The following is an 18,030-nucleotide window of genomic DNA, read 5'->3' as shown; positions in this document are numbered from 1 at the left end:
TGAGAGGGAGTACATGTTCAAGAAATTCATGCTCGTCGTCGTGGGGGCGGCTGCAATCGTAGCCAGCGTCGGCGTGGGGACCGCATCCGCGGCCGCTCCTGCAGCTCTCGGCGGTGGGTCCGGAATCATCGTCGGAGGCCAGGCGGAGTGCACGCTGACGACGATCGGCAACGACCGCAACGGAAATCTCGTGGGATTCACCGCCGGTCACTGTGGCCAAGCGGGCGCCTCCATCGTCCCGGAGTACGACACCTCCCTCGGTGAGGTGGGCCGCATCGCATTCTCCAACCCGGAGTACGACTACGCCCTCATCGAATTTCAGCGTGACAAGGTTGCCCCGATCAGCCGCGTGGGCAACGTGACCATCTCTCAGGTCGGCCCGCCGACGGCGTTCCCGAACATCGTCTGCAAGGAAGGCCGCACGACCGGCAACACCTGCGGCCTCGCGTACGGAGACGTTCTGCAGTCGCAGGAAACCTGGGCGCAGCTGTGCGTCGTCGAAGGCGACTCGGGCAGCCCGGTCGTCGTCGGCAACACGCTCGTCGGCATGGTGAACGCGTACCTCGGTGTGGCCTGCTTCGGCCCCGAGGTCGGCACCAACTTCGATGCGATCCTTCGCAACGTCGATCAGGGCAACGGACTCGGTGCAGGGTTCGTACCTGCTCCCTGACCCGCACTCGTAGACCGATGTCCCGTCGGCGCAATCACATTGCGCAGGCGGGATATTCGTCGTTTAAGGGATAGGCTACGGCCGGTGCGTCTGCCGCACGGACGCCGTTGACGATGCGTTCGGCTTCGTCCGGTGCGATTCCGAGCAAGACCAGACTCGACGTGGTGGCCACCCCCGCAGGGTCGGTGAGCAGCCCGGCATTCGTGGCTTCCAAGATCGACAGCGCAATGGCTTCGATGTTCAGGATCAGCACCTCGGCCGGTAGATAGGTGGAGAACACACCCTCGCGCTGTCCACGTCGAATGACAGCCGCAGCCGACTCCCGCATCGGTCCCAGCAGGTCGTGAAGACCGTTGTGTCCCAGGTCGCTACGTGCAACCGCAAGAAGTAAGCGGTACTGATCTCCGACGCGCGCCAATGCCAGCGTCTGTCGCACGAACACGGTGACGGCAGATTCGTCGACGGCCGGGCCGCGGTCGAGCGCGGCCGAGATGCGTTCTGCGGCTTCGAGTGCGATGCCGTCGATCAGAGCCTCACGAGAAGCGAAGTGCGAGTAAACCGTTCGCCGGACCACCCCGGCTGCGGCCGCCACGTCGTTGATGGTCGCGTCCGGGTTGTTCGCCAACACGCCCTGCGCAACATCGAGAATTCGCGCTCTGTTCGAGCGGGCGTCACTTCGCTGCACGGGCGATCGGGCTGTCCGTGCGCTCGGTCTCGACTCCGTCGTCTTCGGCACACGTCCACTTCTAGCACGATCGCGTGGACGCAGTGTGGTTGCCGCCACAAAAGATTGCCGATCTTAGCTGGAAGTTCTTAAGCTGCACAGCACTGTGCAAGGTGTGTCGCACTTTGCCAACGGGGGGAACACATGACACTGCTTGCGATGACACCTGTCCAAGAAATGCACAAACCCTATGCTCGACGCTGGTCGGCGTTGGTGGTGTTGTGCCTGAGCCTGCTGATCGTGGTCATGGCGAACACGTCATTGCTCGTCGCCGCGCCGTCGATGACGATGGATCTGGGCTTGACCAGCAGTGATCTTCAATGGGTGATCGACGGATACACCGTCCCGTACGCGTCGTTGATGCTGTTGTGCGGAGTGATCGGCGACCGCTACAGCAGGCGCGGCGCGCTGATCATCGGTTTGATCATATTCGTGGCGGGGTCGGTGGCGGGGGCGTTGACCGATGCCACGCTCGGCGTGATCCTCGCTCGAATCGTCATGGGTGTCGCAGCCGCGATCGTCATGCCCGCGACGCTGTCTCTACTTGTTGCCACGTTCCCCAAGCGTGAGCGGGCCACCGCCGTCACCGTGTGGGCGGCGACGTCCGGCCTCGCCATCGCCGCCGGACCGCTACTGGCCGGGTGGCTACTCGAAAGCTTCACCTGGAGTTCGACGTTCCTGATCAACGTCCCGATTGCGCTGGCCGCCATAGCCGGAGCCGTCGTACTCGTCCCGCCGTCGAGAGCCGTCGATGCCGGGGCGATCGACTGGATCGGCGGGTTGCTCTCGGTACTGGCTGTCTCGACCGTCGTCTACTCCATCATCGAGGGCATGCACTTCGGCTGGACCGTCGGACCGCTGTACTTCGGCCTCGTCGGACTGCTGTCGGTGTTGGGTTTCGTGGGCTGGGAACTACGACACCCCAATCCGTTGCTGGACGTCCGGATGTTCTCTTCCCGTGTTCTCGGTGGTGCCACCCTCGCGGTACTGGTGTTCTTCCTGGTGACGTTCGGGGCGATCTACCTCGTGGCGCAGTACCTGCAGTTCGCTCTCGGGTACGGCCCGGTCTCCACCGGCGTGCATCTGCTGCCGCTGGCCGGTGCAGTGTTCGTCGGCTCGGGAATCACGATGTGGCTGACCCCCAAGATGGGGCCGCGTGTCACCGTCACCGCGGGCATGATCGTGGGCACGCTGTCGGTCGTCTCCCTCGTCGGAATCGATTCGGCAGCAACGTATGTCGACTTCCTGCCTGTGCTGACGCTACTCGGGCTCGCCATCGGACTGTCCGTCTCGCCCTGCACCGACGCCATCATGGGTGAGTTCCCGGACGACAAGCTCGGCGTCGGCGGCGGACTGAACGACACCGCACTCGAACTGGGCGGGTCTCTCGGTATCGCAGTATTGGGTTCGGTTCTGGCGGCGTCGTATCGGCAGGGAATCGAGGGTTTCCTGCAGACCTTCCCCGGTAAGCAACCCAATGGCCAGTACACCGGCCAGGCCGCAGAAGGGCTTGCGGCTTCGCAGGATTCGCTGGCCGGTGCGGTGATCGTCTCGGACATCATTCGGGCGCAGAACGCGTTTCTGAGCGGCTTCGCAGACAATCTCGAAGCAAATGCCGTCTCTGCCTTCGGCAGTGCCGTCGTGCACACCAGTGTCGTTGCGGCCGTGGTGTTCGGAACCGGAACCGTGATCGTCGCGTTCCTCATCCCGGCCAAGAACAAGGCGCTCGCGTCGTCGTCGGAGATGATCGCATTCGAGCCGATCGTGCCGTTCATTGCGCCGCCGGCCGCGCGCGCAGAGGCTGTCCGTGAGGTCGCCGAGCTCGAGCAGCTACTCGAACGGCCGTCGGCGGCCAAGCCCGAACCAGGTACGCCGCGTGCGTCCCGCAAAGTGAAGCCGCTCAACGCTGCCGCGTCGGCACTGGTCGACGCCGAACTCGAACGCCCCAGCATCTACCAATTGGCGCTCGAACTCGGCGAACTGCCCGTCGCACCGACACCGCCGGACGTGGAGCCGACCGAACCGTTGCAGACGTTCTACCAACGAGCCAGCCGACAACACGCGACGTGCACCGAGATGAACGAACGCTCGAGCCCTATCTGGGCCATGCCGCTGTAGACCTCCCGAACGCGTCGATGGACCACTGCACCGCCGCCGGGTTGGGATCAATGCGCCTTTGTTGCAGTCCAACTGACTGAAACCCACATTGATCCCAACCGAGGGGCTAGGGCGACGGGTGAGGGTGGTCGGCTAGATCAGCACCGCACCGTTCGATGCCGAACCGACCAGCTTCGAGTACTTGGCCAGCACGCCACGGGTGTAGCGCGGAGGCAGCGGTGCCCAACCCTCCTGGCGTGCTTGCATTTCGGCTGCGTCGACGAGAACGTCGAGGGTGCCCTTGCCGACGTCGAGTCGGATCTGGTCGCCGTCGTGAACGAAGGCGATGGGTCCGCCGTCGACTGCCTCGGGTGCCACGTGTCCGACGCAGAGGCCGGTGGTTCCGCCGGAGAATCGTCCGTCGGTGAGCAGCAGGACGTCCTTGCCCAGGCCTGCGCCCTTGATGGCTCCGGTGATCGCGAGCATTTCGCGCATTCCGGGTCCGCCCTTGGGTCCCTCGTAGCGGATGACGACGACGTCGCCCGCCGCGATGGTGCCGTCTTCGAGAGCATCCATGGCCGCGCGTTCACGCTCGAAAACTCGTGCGGTACCGACGAATACGTCGGAATCGAAACCGGCGGACTTGACGACGGCTCCGCCCGGGGCGAGTGATCCTTCGAGAATGGTGATGCCGCCGGTCGGGTGGATCGGCTTGTCCAGTGCGCGCAGCACTTTGCCGTCGGGGTCCGGGGGAGCGATGTGAGCGAGGTTCTCCGCCACGGTCTTTCCGGTGACAGTCATGCAGTCGCCGTGCATGAGGCCCGCGTCGAGCAGAGCCTTCATGACTACGGGAACGCCGCCGATGGCGTCGACGTCGGTCATGACGTGCTTGCCGAAGGGCTTGACGTCGGCGAGGTGCGGAACTTTCGCTCCGACGCGGGTGAAGTCGGCGAGGGTCAGTTCGACCTGAGCTTCGTGCGCGATGGCCAACAGGTGCAGCACGGCGTTGGTGGATCCACCGAAGGCCATGACGACGGCGATCGCGTTCTCTAACGCTTCCTTGGTGAGGATGTCGCTGGTGCGGATGCCGCGGCGCAGCAATTCGACGACGGCCTCGCCGCTGGCGTGTGCGAAGCCGTCCCGACGGCGGTCCGGTGCCGGCGGAGAAGCGCTGCCGGGCAACGACATTCCCATGGCCTCGGCGGCGCTGGCCATGGTGTTCGCGGTGTACATGCCGCCGCAGGCACCTTCGCCGGGGCAGATGGCGCGTTCGATGGTGTCGACGTCGGCGCGCGACATCAGTCCACGTGAGCAGGCACCGACGGCCTCGAAGGCGTCGATGATCGTCACCTGGTGCTCGCTGCCGTCGGACAGGGTGGCGAAACCGGGCAGGGTGGATCCGGCGTAGAGGAAGACGCTGGCGAGGTCGAGACGCGCGGCAGCCATCAACATTCCGGGCAGCGACTTGTCGCAGCCGGCGAGCAGCACGGAGCCGTCGAGACGTTCGGCGCTGATGACGGTTTCGACGCTGTCGGCGATGACCTCACGGGAGACCAACGAGAAGTGCATGCCCTCGTGGCCCATCGAGATGCCGTCGGACACCGAGATGGTGCCGAATTCCAACGGATACCCGCCGGCCGCGTGGACGCCCTTCTTGACTTCCTTCGCCAGTCGTTCGAGCGAGAGGTTGCAGGGAGTGATCTCGTTCCACGACGACGCGACGCCGATCTGAGACTTGACCCAGTCGTCGTCGCCCATCCCGACGGCGCGGAGCATGCCGCGGGCGGCAGTCTTCTCCAGCCCGTCGGTGACGTCCCGGCTGCGTGGCTTGACGTCGACTTCGGGTGGATTCTGCGGGGTCGTCATGACACTCCTGAACGGTCGGCGATGGTGGCTCCTCGGTCGCGTTCTCAGGTTCCGCCCCGAGTCGCATTCACCGTCAACACTAAACCTGTGGCGCCGCGCTCTTTCGGCATGCACCGGAATGCCCTCCATCGAGTGACGAACGGCCCTGTCGAGCACCGCGACCTCGGGACGACAGTGGGGGCGATCCACCGCATCGCGGTGGGAGGTCGAGGAGAGACGATGAGCGATCAGCCGGATACGGCCGTGGTGGAAATGCTGGTGGAGCTCGCGTGTCGCGCGCCGTCGGTGCACAACAGCCAGCCGTGGAGGTGGACCTACTCCGAACACGGGCTCGATCTGTACACCGACACCTCCCGCGTGCTCGGGGTGATCGACCCGACCGAACGGCAGATGGTGATGAGCTGCGGGGCTGCGTTGGACCATCTCGAGAAGGCTGCCGCGGCGTTTCGGTGGAAGACCGAGATAGACCTGTTGCCCACCCCGGGCACGCCGGATCATCTTGCTCGTATCCGCCTCGTGCACGACGCGCATCCTCGGTCCCGTGAGTTCGATCTGTTGAGTGCGATCAATCGCCGGCACTCGGATCGGCGGGCGTTCGGACCGGTCCCGAGTAATCGAGTTCTGACGCGGTACTTCGGTCTACAACACCTCGGCACCGAGATGACCGTCTTGTCGGCAGAGTCGAAACAGACATTGGCGAGGGCCTCGACGCTGAGTGCGGGCATCCGGAAGTACGACGCGACGTACCAGGCCGAGATCAGATGGTGGGCCGGGCATTCGTTCCGCTCCGGAGGAATTCCGCCCGAGGCGCTGACGACCCGCGCGGACTCGTCGAGGGTCCAGGTGGGGCGAGCATTCCCCGAACCGCACCGCGTCGGCACGGTGGTTCCGCGGGAGCCGGTCGAAGACGAATCCTCGGTGGTGCTGCTCGGCACACCGTCGGACGAACGACTGGATTGGCTGAACTGTGGCCGGGCCATGTCGTCGTTTCTCTTGGCAGCGACCGCGGACGGCTTGGCGACGTGCCCGTTGACTCACATGACCGAGCAGGCCGGGAGCAGGCGTCTCGTCCAGTCGCTGGCACCGCACATCGGCATGGCACAGGTGCTCATTCGAGTCGGTACACCGATGATCGGCAGCCCCGCACCTCGAACCCCACGACATGCGGTGGCGTCGGTGCTGTCTGCTCCCGCACGCGCAACGAACAGGAGACGATCGTGATTCTCGCAGCACATCAGAAAATCGTGGTGGGGGTGGATGGTTCGGCCGGCAGTATCGGCGCTGCGCTCTGGGCGGCGACACTGGCAGAAAGGGTGGACTCTCCCCTGCTCATCGCCACTGCAGTACAGCAGCCTGTGATCTACATGGGCGAGCCCGCATATGTTGTGCCGAGGGAGGTGTGGGACGAGCAGCGTCGAGCGTCCGAACACATGGTGACCGACGTCGCTGCCGCAGTGCTGGCCCGTCATCCCGACCTCGCCGTCTCCACCTCGGTGGAGGAGGCGACGGCATGCACGATGATGGTCGAACTCTCCTCCACCGCGCGGATGCTCGTCGTCGGCAATTCGGGTTCCGGTCCCATCGTGTCCGCATTGTTCGGCAGTACGGCGCAGGAGACCTCGAATGCGGCCCTGTGTCCGGTGATCGTGTGGCGGGAGGGCGACGCCGGCTTCGACGCGCCGGTCCTCGTCGGAATCGACGGCAGTGCGACGAGTGAGGCGGCTGTCGAGCAGGCCTTCGATCTGGCCTCGTTGTTCGGTGTACCGATGATCGCAGCGCTCGCCTGGAACTCGTGGTCCCACGGCGTGGCGCTCTCCCCGCCGGGGCCGCATGACAGCACCGAGGTCGAGCGTGAGCAGCAGATGCTGCTCACCGAATGTCTGGCCGGATGGGCCGAGAAATATCCGGATGTCAGTGTCGAACATGCGGTGCGACAGGGCAATCCAGCGCATCTCCTTGTCGACCTGTCCAAGCGAGCCGGCCTCGTGGTGGTCGGCAGTCACGGGCGAGGAGTGGTTGCCCGAGCACTGTTCGGATCGACCAGTAGCAACCTCACCCGCCACGCCCACTGCCCGGTGATGATCTGCAGAGACCGATGACCTATCGCACCGTACCGAATCGTGTGCGCGGGAGTGATGATCGACGACGAGTTCTGGACTCCAACAACGCTCATCGGCTTGCGCGACGAGCGACCGTCGCGCGGCTGATCGGCCACGACCACTTCGGGCCCACCATCGACCCGGTCTCCATCGTGTGGAGCGGTAGTCGGGTGTATTTCTACGCCCAGGGGCGGTCGCGGTTGGGGTGGAGTGCGCTCGATTCCTCGGTCGTCCTGGAAGTGGACGCCGAGGACGACGCTCATCTGACCGTATCGACTGTCGTGATTCACGGAATCGCCCGCGCGGTCGTGGATGCTCGACTCGAAGTCCTCGAACAGCTATTGCCCCGGCCTCATTCGGACGGCCCGCCGATGCACCGACTCGTCGAAGTGACCCCGACGTCGGTGTCGGGGGTCGAGCTGATGCGTGGACCGGCTGCGGGCAAGACGGACTCACGAGGCTGAGGGCCGGGCCTCATGGCGGCAGTATCGGGACTTTCGACCCTGCCGTCGGCATCGGGAATTCGGCAATGTCGGTTCTACCGATTCGTCGACTTCGAGGAGTTCGAGATGAAGCAGCAAGTACACGACGGACACGACGGGCAGGCCGTGTTGGCCGAGGCCGAAAATGTCCTCGCCGAAGTGCTACTGGTGTGTGCCGTCGCCGCGGTGGGCCTTTTCTTGACGTTGCTCGCGTCCGGTGTGACCGGCTGAGCTGCGGTCTGCGGAGGTGCGGCAGCAGCGATGTTCGTGATGGCCGCAGTGAGCCTTCGTGCAGGGCAGCACGCCGCGCAAAGGTCGCATGCGCCTTCGGGTTCCGATTCTGTGGCGGGGTCGATGTGACGCCGACTTCCGGCGGACGTGAGCCCGCGAGAGCAGGAACAACGAGGACGACCGACAGTGAAAGGCCGCAGGTGCCGGGCTCGATGCGGGTCGATTCCGACTCCATAGTCGTCGAGATCCCGACGCAATCGGTACCGATGGTGTTTCCGGTGACCACTGCATCGATCGACGGTGTCGTCCATTCGGTGGTGATCGCCGAGTACGGGCCTCTCGGCGGGGTCTCGCCCGACGGACACATCCTCAGAACAGCCGTGCTCGAACGGTGGCCGGACGCACGAGTGTTCGAGCGGCGCAGCACGGGTGAGCGAGGTGCGGACCCGCGCGGCTACGAGAGTTTCTACGTCGAATTGTAGCCGAGCGGTTGCCGAACCGACATCGATCTCGACGAGGTGTCCGCGCTCTTCGGCCGCTGACCGGACGCGAACGCGGACTGCCGATTCGACTGCACTGCAATTCATCACGTCATGGCGACTGTGCCGTGGCCGTCGACATCGAGACAGGAAGATCACATGAGTAATTCCACCGCCCGCACACTTCCCATTGTCGTGGGTATCGACGGATCGGCCGAGGCCGAGGCTGCAGCCCGATGGGCCGGTACCTACGCGGACAAGGTCCACGCGACCGTACGTCTCGTTCATGCAGTCCCCGTCGGGGATTGGTACGGGTCGGCGGCATTCGTCGACGGTGGCGCGCTGGAGAGGGATCTTCGCGCCATGGGCCGCAAACACCTCGTCCGAGCAGAGGCAGAAGTACGCGTCGCCGCACCCGGGGTGTCCGTGGACACCGTCAGTGTGGACGGCACCATAGCGTCGTACGTGGCCGACGTGGGAGCAGACATGGTCGTGCTGGGATCCAGGAAGTCGAGCGCGATCCGCGACCTGACCCTCGGTAGCAACACGCTGCGCGTCATGACGCACGCCCAGTGTCCGGTGTTGTTGCTCCGCAACGAAAACGACAAGGCCGACGTGGTCCGTCCGATAGTGGTCGGGATCGACGGCAGCGAACAGTCCGATCGAGCGCTGGGTGCCGCGCTCGAGATGGCCGACAACCTGGGCGCACCCGTGATCGCGGTCAACTACTGGGGGTTCGCGGCTCAGGCCGGCATCGGGATGAGCGCCGGCTACATCGACTGGCAGGCGGTGCAGGAAGACGAGAAGCGTTGGCTGGAAACGCATGTGGAGAAGATGCACGAGAAGTATCCGGCTGTGCAGCTCACGACCGTGAGTGCCCAATCCAGCCCGACGCGAGGCTTGCGAGCGCTGTCTGCGTCGGCATCGATGCTCGTGGTCGGGTGCCGAGGTAGAGGTGCCCTCCGCGGTGCGATCCTGGGGTCGGTCAGTCAGAACCTCGTGCACCATGCCGAATGCTCGGTGTTGATCGTGCGGTGAGCAGTCAGTCGACGCTGCGTCTGTCGACCGGTGGGGCACCCAGATCGCAGTGCGGTGGGCAGTCGGAGGTGTCGCCAGTGCTCCTGATCAGCGCAGCCGCGATGACTGCGCCGAGTACCAAGAGCCCGGCGCACATCAGCATCGCCGAGTGGAAACCGGCCGAGAACACCTGCGGCGCAGAGTAATCGGACCCCGCAATGCCGGCCAACGCGGGCAGCGCAGCAACGGCGAGCAGTTGACTGGTTCTGGCGACCGCATTGTTGACGCCCGATGCGATTCCGGCGCGGTCGTCCGGTGCTGCGCTCAGGACGGCTCCGGTCAGCGGGGCCACCAGCGCGGACAGGCCGAGGCCGAACACGACGACGGCGGGGAGAACATCGGCGACATAGGTGGATCCGGGCCCGATGCGCAGCATCAGGAGCAGGCCCGTCGCCGACAGTAGCGGCCCGACCGTCATCGGGATGCGCGGGCCGATGCGCCCCGCGAGCCGGCCCGCACGGGCCGACAGTACGAGCATCAGCACGGTGATCGGAATGGTGGCCAATCCGGCTGCGACAGGGGAGAACCCGACCGCGAACTGCAGCTGCAACACCAGCAGGAAGAACACCCCGCCGAGCGCCGCATACACGGCGAAGGTCACGAGATTGGCCGCCAGGAACACACGCGACGCGAACAGCGACGGCGGTACCAGTGGATCGTGGGTGCGACGTTCGATCACCACGAACGCCCCGACCGCGACGACTCCCAACGCCAGTGCGAGAACGTGGGACTCGATCAGACCGTACGTGAGCAGCCCGAGTGCGGCGGCGACCGTCACCGCGCCCGGGACGTCGAGGCGACCGGCAGCGTGTGGATCACGGCTTTCCGGAACATGTTTCATCGCCACCCACACGACCACCACGGCCAGCGGAACATTGATCAGGAACACCGCGCGCCAGCCGACGGCGTCGACGAGCCAGCCGCCGAGCAGTGGACCGATCGCCGACGCCACTCCGCCCAACCCCGACCACAGCCCGATCGCGGCTCCGCGATCGTCGGATCTGATGGACGCCGAGATCAGCGCGAGCGAACCCGGGGTCAGCAATGCCGCGCCGATGCCTTGGAGCAGCCGCGCGGCGATCAACACCTCGATGCTGGGGGCAAGACCGCACAGAACCGAGGCGGCCGTGAACCAGACGGTGCCCCAGACGAACACCCGCCTGCGTCCGAGCCGGTCACCGAGCGAGCCGCCGAGCAGGATCAGCGACGCCAGCGCCAACGTGTAACCGCTGAGCGTCCACTGCAGCCCGGTGACACCCGATCCCAGATCCCGACCGATCGCCGGTAGCGCGATGTTGACCACGGTGGCGTCGAGCATCGCCAGAGAAGACCCGAGCACGGTGGCTGCGACGATCCATCGGCCCCGCGCACTCGACAGGGAAATGGCTACATCGGACCGCTCTGCAGGATGCTCGGTCACAACTTCTCGACGCAGACGACGAAGTTGCGGGAGTCCTTCTCGAATCCGTACAACGCGGGGTCGGGGCAGTCGTCGACCGACGTGGTGCCCTGCAGGATGGTCACCACCCGGCGGGTGTCGGCACCCGGGGTCGCGCAGTCGACGCGTTGCGCGAACTCGCCCACCAGGTCCATGCAGCCGCCGACGATCCAGTCGATGTCGAGGCACAGGGCCCCTTGTTCGATGTCGAAGTACGTCTCGTAGTAGTACTGATCGGCGTCGGGCGGGCATTCGGCCGAGGTCGGCGTCTTGGCGAACACGACGTAGTTGGACTGCGGGGATCCGCAGGTCGCATTGGCCACGGTGGCGTTCTCGACCGTCCCACCGAGTTCGACGCACTGGCCGATCTCGACGTCGATGTCGACGCTGCCGCCCTCGTCGATGTCGGGCGTCGGGGAACTGGTGGTGGTGCGAGGCGGTGTCGTAGTGGTGGGAATGCTGGCACCGGAGATGGCGACGGCGGTCCCGGATACCTCCGCGGCGCATCCGCCGAGTAGCACCGCCGCGCAGGCGGACAGAGCGACGACGAAAGCGCGGACCGAACGAGTGGGTGACGCCATGGTGAGTCCTGCTCTCGACGAAAGAAGCGTGCTGGGTGCATCGAACGTGTGTGTAGAAAATATCGGACTCGGTTGTCGGCCGCATGAGGCAGGATGAACTGCGTGGATCTTCCTCTCGCCGTTCCGGTTGCGCCGATGCTCGCCAAAGCCGCGAAAGTGGTGCCTCCTCAGCCCGAGGACGGGCCGCCGGCGTGGTCGTACGAGCCCAAATGGGACGGGTTTCGCGCGATCGTGTTCCGCGACGGCGACGAGGTGGTGCTGGGATCGCGCGGCGGCAAGGACCTCGCTCGCTACTTTCCCGAGCTCGTCGAGGCGGTCAAGGCCGAACTACCCGAGAAGATCGTGATCGACGGAGAGATCGTGGTGCCGCGCGAGAAGAACGGTTCCACGCGCCTGGACTGGGAGTCGTTGTCCGAGCGCATCCATCCCGCGGCTAGCCGAGTGACGATGCTGGCGGAGAAGACACCGGCGCAGTTCATCGGCTTCGATCTGTTGGCCGTCGGCGACGAGGACCTGACGGGTGAGCCGTTCTCGACGCGGCGGGCACGATTGCTCGACGCGGTGGGCACGGGCGGGCCGAGTTGCTTCGTCACGTCCGCTACCGACGATGCGGCGGTGGCGGAGGACTGGTTCGAGCGGTTCGAGGGAGCGGGCCTCGACGGTGTCGTAGCGAAGAAGCTCGACGGGCCGTATCTGCCCAACAAGCGCGAGATGATCAAGATCAAGCATGCCCGTACCGCCGACTGTGTGTTGATCGGCTATCGAATTCACAAGTCCGGCAACGGTATCGGATCCCTGCTGCTCGGCTTGTACGACGGCGAGGATCTGCGCATGATCGGCGGAGCGTCGGCGTTCACCGACAAGCGGCGGCTGGAGTTGCTCGAAGAACTCGAACCGCTCCGGCTCGGTGACGACGTCACCTACGACGGCGAGGCGACGCGTTGGAATTCGTCCAACGATCGAAATTGGATTCCGGTGCGCATCGAGCGAGTCATCGAAGTGGCCTACGACCAGATGGAAGGTGCTCGGCTGCGGCACGTGGCCAGGTTCCTGCGGTGGCGACCGGATCGCGATCCGCGCTCCTGTGCGTACGACCAGCTCGAGGTGCCGGTGCGCTACGACGTCGCCGATGTGATTGCTGGAGGACGATAGACATGGCCGCGAAAACACCACCGGCGTTCGTGCAGGCGGGCGAGCGCGAAGTACGAGTGTCGAGTCCCGACCGCGTGATCTACGAAGCGACCGAACGCACCCCGGAGATCACCAAACTCCAGGTGTGCGAGTACTTCGCCGCCGTCGGCGAACCATTGATGCGGGCGATCGGCGACCGCCCGACCGCGATGGAGAGGTGGCCCGACGGCTACCGCGAGGGCATGCGATTGGCGCTCGGCCCCCAGGACAAGGAGGGCGACGGTTTTTACCAGAAGCGGTTGCCCAAGGGTGCGCCCGAGTGGATCGAGACGGTGAAGATCGCGTTCCCCAGCAAGCGCACTGCCGAGGAACTGTGCCCCTCCGAAACTGCATCTCTGGTGTGGGCAGCGCAGATGGGCACCCTGACCTTTCATCCGTGGCCGGTACGACGACCGGACGTCGACCATCCCGACGAGCTGCGGCTCGATCTCGATCCGCAGCCCGGAACGACATTCGCCGACGCGCTTCGCGTCGCCGACGTGACGCGAGAGTTGTTGGAGGAGTTGGGCTTACACGGCTACCCCAAGACCAGCGGCAATCGCGGCATTCACATCTACGTGCGCATCGAGCCCGAGTACACGTTCGAGCAGGTGCGCCATGCAGCCATCGGCCTGGGCCGAGAACTCGAACGTCGCGACGACGGGGTGACCACCAACTGGTGGAAAGAGGAACGCGGCGAACGCATCTTCATCGATTACAACCAGAACAATCGTGACCGCACCATCGCCAGCGCGTGGAGTCTGCGGGCCCGGCCCGGAGCGACGGTCAGTACGCCGATGACGTGGTCGCAGTTGGCGGACGTCACCGATCCGCGTGACTTCAACCTCGTCACCGTGCCGGAACTGGTGCAGGACGGCGACCCGTGGGCCGACATGGACAAGAAGGCATATTCACTGGAACCGCTTCTGCACCTGTGGGAAACACTGCCGGGTGGTGAGCTGAACTTCCCACCCGACTATCCCAAGATGCCGGGCGAGCCACCTCGAGTGCAGCCGTCGAAGAAAGTCGCCGAGCACTGGGATGCGGAGGGAAACCGCACCGAGAGCTGACGGAGACGGGCAAGGTTGCACACTACGAAGCCCAATCGACGGGATTCGGTCGCTCGAGCCGTGTTCTGCGCAACCCGGCCCGCGCTCACATCGATTCGAGTTCCCGGATCAACGTCGCCGCGTCGTACGGCCCCACGTGGCGGGTGAGGTTCTTGTCGCCGCGACCCAGGTAGAACGTCGGAGTGCCGCCCACATCGGAGGAGGTGGCGTCGAGTTCGTCGTCCTCGACGCGTACGACGTAGTCGCCGGTGCGGATGTCGTCCTCGAATCTGTCCATGTCGAGGCCGAGTTCGCGTGCGTACCCGTCGATGTCGTCGGGTTCGAGGGCGTCACTGTTGCGGAACAACACGTCGGCCATCTCCCAGAACTTGCCCTGCGCTGCGGCGGCCTCGCTGGCGTACGCGGCGTAGCGGGCATGGGGGTGGTAGTCGTCGAGCGGCAGGTGTCGGTAGACGTACCGGAGGTCGTCGCCGAAGTGCTTGCGAACCTCGGCGACGCTGCCGGTTGCCTTGCTGCAGAAGGGGCATTCGAAGTCGGCGTATTCGACGATCGTCAGCGGAGCGTCGACGGGCCCGCGGATGTGATCGCGCTTGGCGCTGACCGGACGCAGAATGCGCAGCGATGCTTCGGCTTTCGGCGGGTGGATCTTCGCGTCGATGCGGAACAGAATCCAGCCGAGCAGGGCGGCGATGACCGAGGCGGCCAGCACACCGACGCGGGCCTCGTCGGCCAGCAGCGGATCGTCGAGCGCGAGATCGATGATGAACAGCGAGATCGTGAACCCGATTCCGGACATCGCCGCACCACCCGCGATGTGCGACATGGTCAGCCCGGGAGCCAGAGCCGAGGGCCGCAACTTTGCGAAAATGGCCGAGGCCCCGGTGATTCCGATGAGCTTGCCGAGCACCAGGCCTGCGATGATGCCCCAGGTGAGAGTCGACGTGGAGGCAGCCTTCAGGGTGTCCGAGCTGAGCACCACCCCGGCATTGGCGAGCGCGAAGATCGGCACGATGATGAACGCGGTGTACGGCTGATACAGGCGCATCAGTCTCTCGTTGACCGAGACAGCTTGATCCAGGCCGAGTCTCGCGGCTCGGGCGTATTCGGGATTCGGTGATTGACGGAAGGCGCGGGTGAGGTCCGATGCTCGTTCCACCTCGGAGCGGCGCGGCGGGTACACCGGAAGAATCAGAGCGATCATCACGCCGGCGAGGGTGGGGTGTACGCCCGACTCGTACATCGCGACCCACGTGAACAGTGCGACGACGAAGTACCCGACACCGCGCCACACCTCGAGCCGACGCAGTAGGAAGATCAGTCCGAGCCCGATGAACGCCAACACCAACGGAACCACGTCGAGATCGTCGGTGTAGAAGAACGCGATGATCGCCAGCGCGCCCACGTCGTCGGCCACGGCCAGCGTCAACAGGAAGATCCGCAGCCGCGCTGCCTTCTTCGGGCCGAGTACCGCAAGGGCACCGAGCAGGAACGCGGTATCGGTGGAGATGACCACGCCCCAGGCCTGAGCGGCCGGGCCGGAGGGGTTGAAGGCGAGGAACAGCAACGCCGGTGCGGCCAGCCCGGCGAGTGCAGCCACGATGGGAATTGCTGCGCGCGATCTGTCGGTGAGCTCACCCATCGCGAATTCACGTTTGACCTCGAGACCGACGACGAAGAAGAACAGTGCCATCAGCCCGTCGTTGACCCAGTGGGCGAAGTCCAGGGAGATGCCGTGCTCACCCACGGTGATAGACAGCTCGGTATGCCAGAACGACTGATACGTGTCACCGAGTGGTGAGTTCGCCCAGATCAGGGCGATCAACGTGGCAGCCAGCAGGAAGCCTGCGGCCAAGGTTTCGCTGTTCTTCTCGCCGCGAGCCCGCGAGATCCGTTCGACGAATCGTGCCATCGGCCGGTCCGTCGGCGTGATCTGATCTGCCATCTGCAGCCCGGGTCCTTCCTCGGAGGTGTTGTGAAGCAGTCTGTACCAACACGGCGGTCGACGCTTTACTTCCACGCAGGTCAGTACTGTGGATGGTTCTCTTGCCGGGAGGCGTTGTCGAAGAGATGTGCACGACATATTCGGCGAACGGCATTAGTCCGCCGAAAATCGGGAATACGAGCCCGACTCACCCCTGCCACTAAGGAACATCCATGCGTGATTTCATCTGCCGCAAGTGCGGACAGAAGCTGTCGTTCGAGAACTCACTGTGTCTGAGCTGCTCGAGCGCACTCGGCTTCCATCTGCCGAGCAGAGCCCTCCTGGTGCTCCCGGACAAGGAGGACGGCATCGCCGAGGCCGAGGTGGATGGTGCGACCTGGAAGACGTGCGCCAACCTGAACACCGCGCGCTGCAACTGGCTGGTCGACGCATCCGATTCCGACGACCTCTGCCTGTCCTGCCGGCTGACGCGGACGCGCCCGGCCGACGACGACCTGGACGCGATGGCCGCCTACGCGGACGCGGAGACGAACAAGCGTCGCGTCATCCTCGAGCTCACCGAGCTGGGCCTGCCCATCGTCGGCCGGGACGAGGACGCGTCGACGGGTCTGGTGTTCGATCTGCTCTCCAGTGCCAACCAGCAGGTGATGACCGGCCACGACAACGGTCTGATCACCCTCGACCTCGCCGAGGGCGACGACGTGCACCGCGAGCAGCTCCGCGTGGCGATGTCGGAGCCCTACCGCACGCTGGTCGGACACTTCCGTCACGAGATCGGCCATTACTACCAGATGGTGCTGGTCGGCAACGGCGAGCACCGCGCGGAGTTCGAGGAACTGTTCGGCGATCCGGATTCGAGCTACCAGGACGCACTCGATCGCCACTACAGCGAAGGTGCACCGGACGGCTGGGAAGACAACTACGTCTCGTCCTACGCCACCATGCACCCCGCCGAGGACTGGGCAGAGACCTTCGCCCACTACCTGCACATCCGCGACACCCTCGACACGGCCGCGGCCTTCGGTATGGCACCGGCCGGATCGACCCTCGAAAGCCCGCTGCCCGGCGAGGTCGGCTTCGATCAGATCATCGACTGGTGGCTGCCGTTGTCGTGGGCGCTCAATCAGATCAACCGATCGATGGGTCACCAGGACCTGTACCCGTTCGTATTGCCTGCGACCGTCGTGAAGAAGATCGGCTTCGTGCACTCTCTGGTGGCACCGAGCTCGCTGTGAGCCTGGCTCACGGTCGTTGAGCTCAGCGCCCAGGGGCGTATCCTGTGTTGTCGGCAGCCGCCGATACCGGGTACGCCCCTGTGCAGTAGTGGGCAGAGTGCAGCAGTAGGACGAGGTGACCACCATCAGCGAGCAGACACTGAACGCGTCGGGCGCCATCCCGCGGGTTACCGACTTCCAGCTGAGCCGACGGCTGGCCGAGGTCGCCGAGAAGCTGCGCCGTCAGCATTCCGATCCGGATCGCGTACTGGCCATGATCACCGAGGCCGCGGTCGCTCAGGTTCCCAATGCCGAGTACGCGTCCATCACGACGGTCATGCAGGGCAAGTTCGTGCACAGCGCCGCTCTGTCGGGAGAAGTTGCCGGGCACTGCGACAAGATTCAGGAGCAGCTGGGCGAGGGGCCGTGCCTCGAGTCGGCGATCGAACAGACGACCATCCGTATCGACGACATGGACAGCGAGACCCGCTGGCCACAGTTCACCGATGCAGCGTCTGCGCTCGGGGTCAAGAGCATGATCTGCTTTCAGCTCTACGTCGAAGGGTTCAACTTCGGCGCACTCAACCTGCATTCGACGCGAACCCGCGCATTCTCGGCCGAAGCCGAATCCATCGGTTCGTTGTTCGCCGCACACGCGGCCATCGCGTTCTCCAGCGCCCGAGAAGAACAGCAGATCAGGGCTGCGCTGACGAGCCGGGATCTGATCGGGCAGGCCAAGGGCATGCTGATGGAACGCTACAACCTCAATTCGCAAGCAGCATTCGCGTTGCTGGCCAAGCTTTCTCAGGACACCAACGTCAAGTTGGCCGACCTCGCCGTGCAATTGGTCGACGACGCGGCGAAGTCCACCGAATAAGCGCCCGAGGCAC

At 65.0% G+C, this 18,030-nt stretch carries 17 protein-coding genes; 12 read left to right on the top strand and 5 right to left on the bottom strand.

The annotated features are described in order from the left end of the window. Window positions 1-13 precede the first annotated feature (13 nt). On the top strand, window positions 14-670 hold the full coding sequence (locus tag E4P29_RS25080) for a hypothetical protein (protein WP_027495249.1): 657 nt from the start codon (window positions 14-16) through the stop codon (window positions 668-670). 34 nt (window positions 671-704) lie between these two features. Here the strand turns inward: E4P29_RS25080 and E4P29_RS25075 are convergent, their stop codons facing one another. Continuing rightward, window positions 705-1,355 (bottom strand): TetR/AcrR family transcriptional regulator, encoded by a 651-nt coding sequence (locus tag E4P29_RS25075; protein WP_167735612.1) that lies wholly within the window; start codon window positions 1,353-1,355, stop codon window positions 705-707. Between the two features lie 198 nt (window positions 1,356-1,553). Here E4P29_RS25075 and E4P29_RS25070 point away from each other — a divergent pair, with 198 nt between their 5' ends. After that, complete coding sequence (locus E4P29_RS25070) at window positions 1,554-3,512, top strand: MFS transporter (protein WP_245154491.1); 1,959 nt, start codon at window positions 1,554-1,556, stop codon at window positions 3,510-3,512. Between the two features lie 132 nt (window positions 3,513-3,644). Here E4P29_RS25070 and ilvD read toward each other — a convergent pair whose 3' ends face one another. Continuing rightward, window positions 3,645-5,357 (bottom strand): dihydroxy-acid dehydratase, encoded by a 1,713-nt coding sequence (gene ilvD / locus E4P29_RS25065; RefSeq protein WP_135047863.1) that lies wholly within the window; start codon window positions 5,355-5,357, stop codon window positions 3,645-3,647. A gap of 219 nt (window positions 5,358-5,576) precedes the next feature. On the opposite strand from ilvD, the gene E4P29_RS25060 reads away from it, so the two are divergent. The 6 genes from E4P29_RS25060 to E4P29_RS25040 all read left to right on the top strand — a co-directional run bounded on the left by E4P29_RS25060 (window position 5,577) and on the right by E4P29_RS25040 (window position 9,686). Beyond that, window positions 5,577-6,578: a nitroreductase family protein gene (locus E4P29_RS25060; RefSeq protein WP_135047901.1), complete on the top strand. Its 1,002-nt coding sequence runs from the start codon at window positions 5,577-5,579 to the stop codon at window positions 6,576-6,578. Next, window positions 6,575-7,456 (top strand): universal stress protein, encoded by an 882-nt coding sequence (locus E4P29_RS25055; protein WP_167735611.1) that lies wholly within the window; start codon window positions 6,575-6,577, stop codon window positions 7,454-7,456. The genes E4P29_RS25060 and E4P29_RS25055 overlap by 4 nt, the downstream gene beginning before the upstream one ends. Beyond that, entirely contained in the window at window positions 7,453-7,920 is a 468-nt protein-coding gene (locus tag E4P29_RS25050) for a pyridoxamine 5'-phosphate oxidase family protein (protein WP_135047859.1), read from the top strand. Before E4P29_RS25055 ends, E4P29_RS25050 begins: the two co-directional genes overlap by 4 nt. Before the next feature lie 105 nt (window positions 7,921-8,025). Then, on the top strand, window positions 8,026-8,169 hold the full coding sequence (locus tag E4P29_RS26175) for a hypothetical protein (RefSeq protein WP_167735610.1): 144 nt from the start codon (window positions 8,026-8,028) through the stop codon (window positions 8,167-8,169). 212 nt (window positions 8,170-8,381) lie between these two features. Then, window positions 8,382-8,651 (top strand): hypothetical protein, encoded by a 270-nt coding sequence (locus tag E4P29_RS25045; protein WP_135047857.1) that lies wholly within the window; start codon window positions 8,382-8,384, stop codon window positions 8,649-8,651. 156 nt (window positions 8,652-8,807) lie between these two features. Then, complete coding sequence (locus tag E4P29_RS25040) at window positions 8,808-9,686, top strand: universal stress protein (protein WP_167735609.1); 879 nt, start codon at window positions 8,808-8,810, stop codon at window positions 9,684-9,686. A gap of 4 nt (window positions 9,687-9,690) precedes the next feature. Here the strand turns inward: E4P29_RS25040 and E4P29_RS25035 are convergent, their stop codons facing one another. Further along, the gene (locus E4P29_RS25035) at window positions 9,691-11,145 is read right to left on the bottom strand and encodes an MFS transporter (RefSeq protein WP_135047853.1); all 1,455 of its coding nucleotides are present in this window, start codon (window positions 11,143-11,145) and stop codon (window positions 9,691-9,693) included. Beyond that, window positions 11,142-11,744, bottom strand: coding sequence for a hypothetical protein (locus tag E4P29_RS25030; RefSeq protein ID WP_135047851.1), 603 nt, complete (start codon window positions 11,742-11,744; stop codon window positions 11,142-11,144). Before E4P29_RS25030 ends, E4P29_RS25035 begins: the two co-directional genes overlap by 4 nt. A 102-nt stretch (window positions 11,745-11,846) precedes the next feature. Between E4P29_RS25030 and E4P29_RS25025 the strand changes: the two genes are divergently transcribed. Both E4P29_RS25025 and E4P29_RS25020 read left to right on the top strand, forming a co-directional pair. Then, window positions 11,847-12,896, top strand: coding sequence for an ATP-dependent DNA ligase (locus E4P29_RS25025; protein ID WP_032382378.1), 1,050 nt, complete (start codon window positions 11,847-11,849; stop codon window positions 12,894-12,896). Between the two features lie 2 nt (window positions 12,897-12,898). Continuing rightward, window positions 12,899-13,984, top strand: a complete 1,086-nt coding sequence (locus tag E4P29_RS25020; protein WP_135047849.1) for a DNA polymerase domain-containing protein — start codon at window positions 12,899-12,901, stop codon at window positions 13,982-13,984. Window positions 13,985-14,069: 85 nt separating this feature from the next. Here the strand turns inward: E4P29_RS25020 and nhaA are convergent, their stop codons facing one another. Further along, complete coding sequence (nhaA, locus tag E4P29_RS25015) at window positions 14,070-15,926, bottom strand: Na+/H+ antiporter NhaA (protein WP_135047848.1); 1,857 nt, start codon at window positions 15,924-15,926, stop codon at window positions 14,070-14,072. Between the two features lie 212 nt (window positions 15,927-16,138). On the opposite strand from nhaA, the gene E4P29_RS25010 reads away from it, so the two are divergent. Both E4P29_RS25010 and E4P29_RS25005 read left to right on the top strand, forming a co-directional pair. Next, entirely contained in the window at window positions 16,139-17,161 is a 1,023-nt protein-coding gene (locus E4P29_RS25010) for a putative zinc-binding metallopeptidase (protein ID WP_135047846.1), read from the top strand. A 115-nt stretch (window positions 17,162-17,276) separates the two neighbouring features. Continuing rightward, window positions 17,277-18,017 (top strand): GAF and ANTAR domain-containing protein, encoded by a 741-nt coding sequence (locus tag E4P29_RS25005; protein ID WP_135047844.1) that lies wholly within the window; start codon window positions 17,277-17,279, stop codon window positions 18,015-18,017. The last annotated feature ends 13 nt before the right edge of the window (window positions 18,018-18,030 follow it).

It is taken from the genome of Rhodococcus sp. 1R11, assembly GCF_004563845.1.
Classification (GTDB): Bacteria; Actinomycetota; Actinomycetes; order Mycobacteriales; family Mycobacteriaceae; genus Rhodococcoides.
The sequence above is the reverse complement of the archived record's forward strand: the minus strand, read 5'-3'. Positions and strand labels throughout refer to the sequence as shown.

What these genes read in the sequence shown, in the direction of transcription:
- E4P29_RS25045 (WP_135047857.1), top strand. Translation starts at nt 8,382, where the DNA reads ATGCGGGTCGATTCCGACTCCATAGTCGTCGAGATCCCGACGCAATCG.
- E4P29_RS25080 (WP_027495249.1), top strand. Translation starts at nt 14, where the DNA reads ATGTTCAAGAAATTCATGCTCGTCGTCGTGGGGGCGGCTGCAATCGTA.
- nhaA (WP_135047848.1), bottom strand. Translation starts at nt 15,926, where the DNA reads ATGGCAGATCAGATCACGCCGACGGACCGGCCGATGGCACGATTCGTC.
- E4P29_RS26175 (WP_167735610.1), top strand. Translation starts at nt 8,026, where the DNA reads ATGAAGCAGCAAGTACACGACGGACACGACGGGCAGGCCGTGTTGGCC.
- ilvD (WP_135047863.1), bottom strand. Translation starts at nt 5,357, where the DNA reads ATGACGACCCCGCAGAATCCACCCGAAGTCGACGTCAAGCCACGCAGC.
- E4P29_RS25030 (WP_135047851.1), bottom strand. Translation starts at nt 11,744, where the DNA reads ATGGCGTCACCCACTCGTTCGGTCCGCGCTTTCGTCGTCGCTCTGTCC.
- E4P29_RS25040 (WP_167735609.1), top strand. Translation starts at nt 8,808, where the DNA reads ATGAGTAATTCCACCGCCCGCACACTTCCCATTGTCGTGGGTATCGAC.
- E4P29_RS25010 (WP_135047846.1), top strand. Translation starts at nt 16,139, where the DNA reads ATGCGTGATTTCATCTGCCGCAAGTGCGGACAGAAGCTGTCGTTCGAG.
- E4P29_RS25060 (WP_135047901.1), top strand. Translation starts at nt 5,577, where the DNA reads ATGAGCGATCAGCCGGATACGGCCGTGGTGGAAATGCTGGTGGAGCTC.
- E4P29_RS25070 (WP_245154491.1), top strand. Translation starts at nt 1,554, where the DNA reads ATGACACCTGTCCAAGAAATGCACAAACCCTATGCTCGACGCTGGTCG.
- E4P29_RS25020 (WP_135047849.1), top strand. Translation starts at nt 12,899, where the DNA reads ATGGCCGCGAAAACACCACCGGCGTTCGTGCAGGCGGGCGAGCGCGAA.
- E4P29_RS25050 (WP_135047859.1), top strand. Translation starts at nt 7,453, where the DNA reads ATGACCTATCGCACCGTACCGAATCGTGTGCGCGGGAGTGATGATCGA.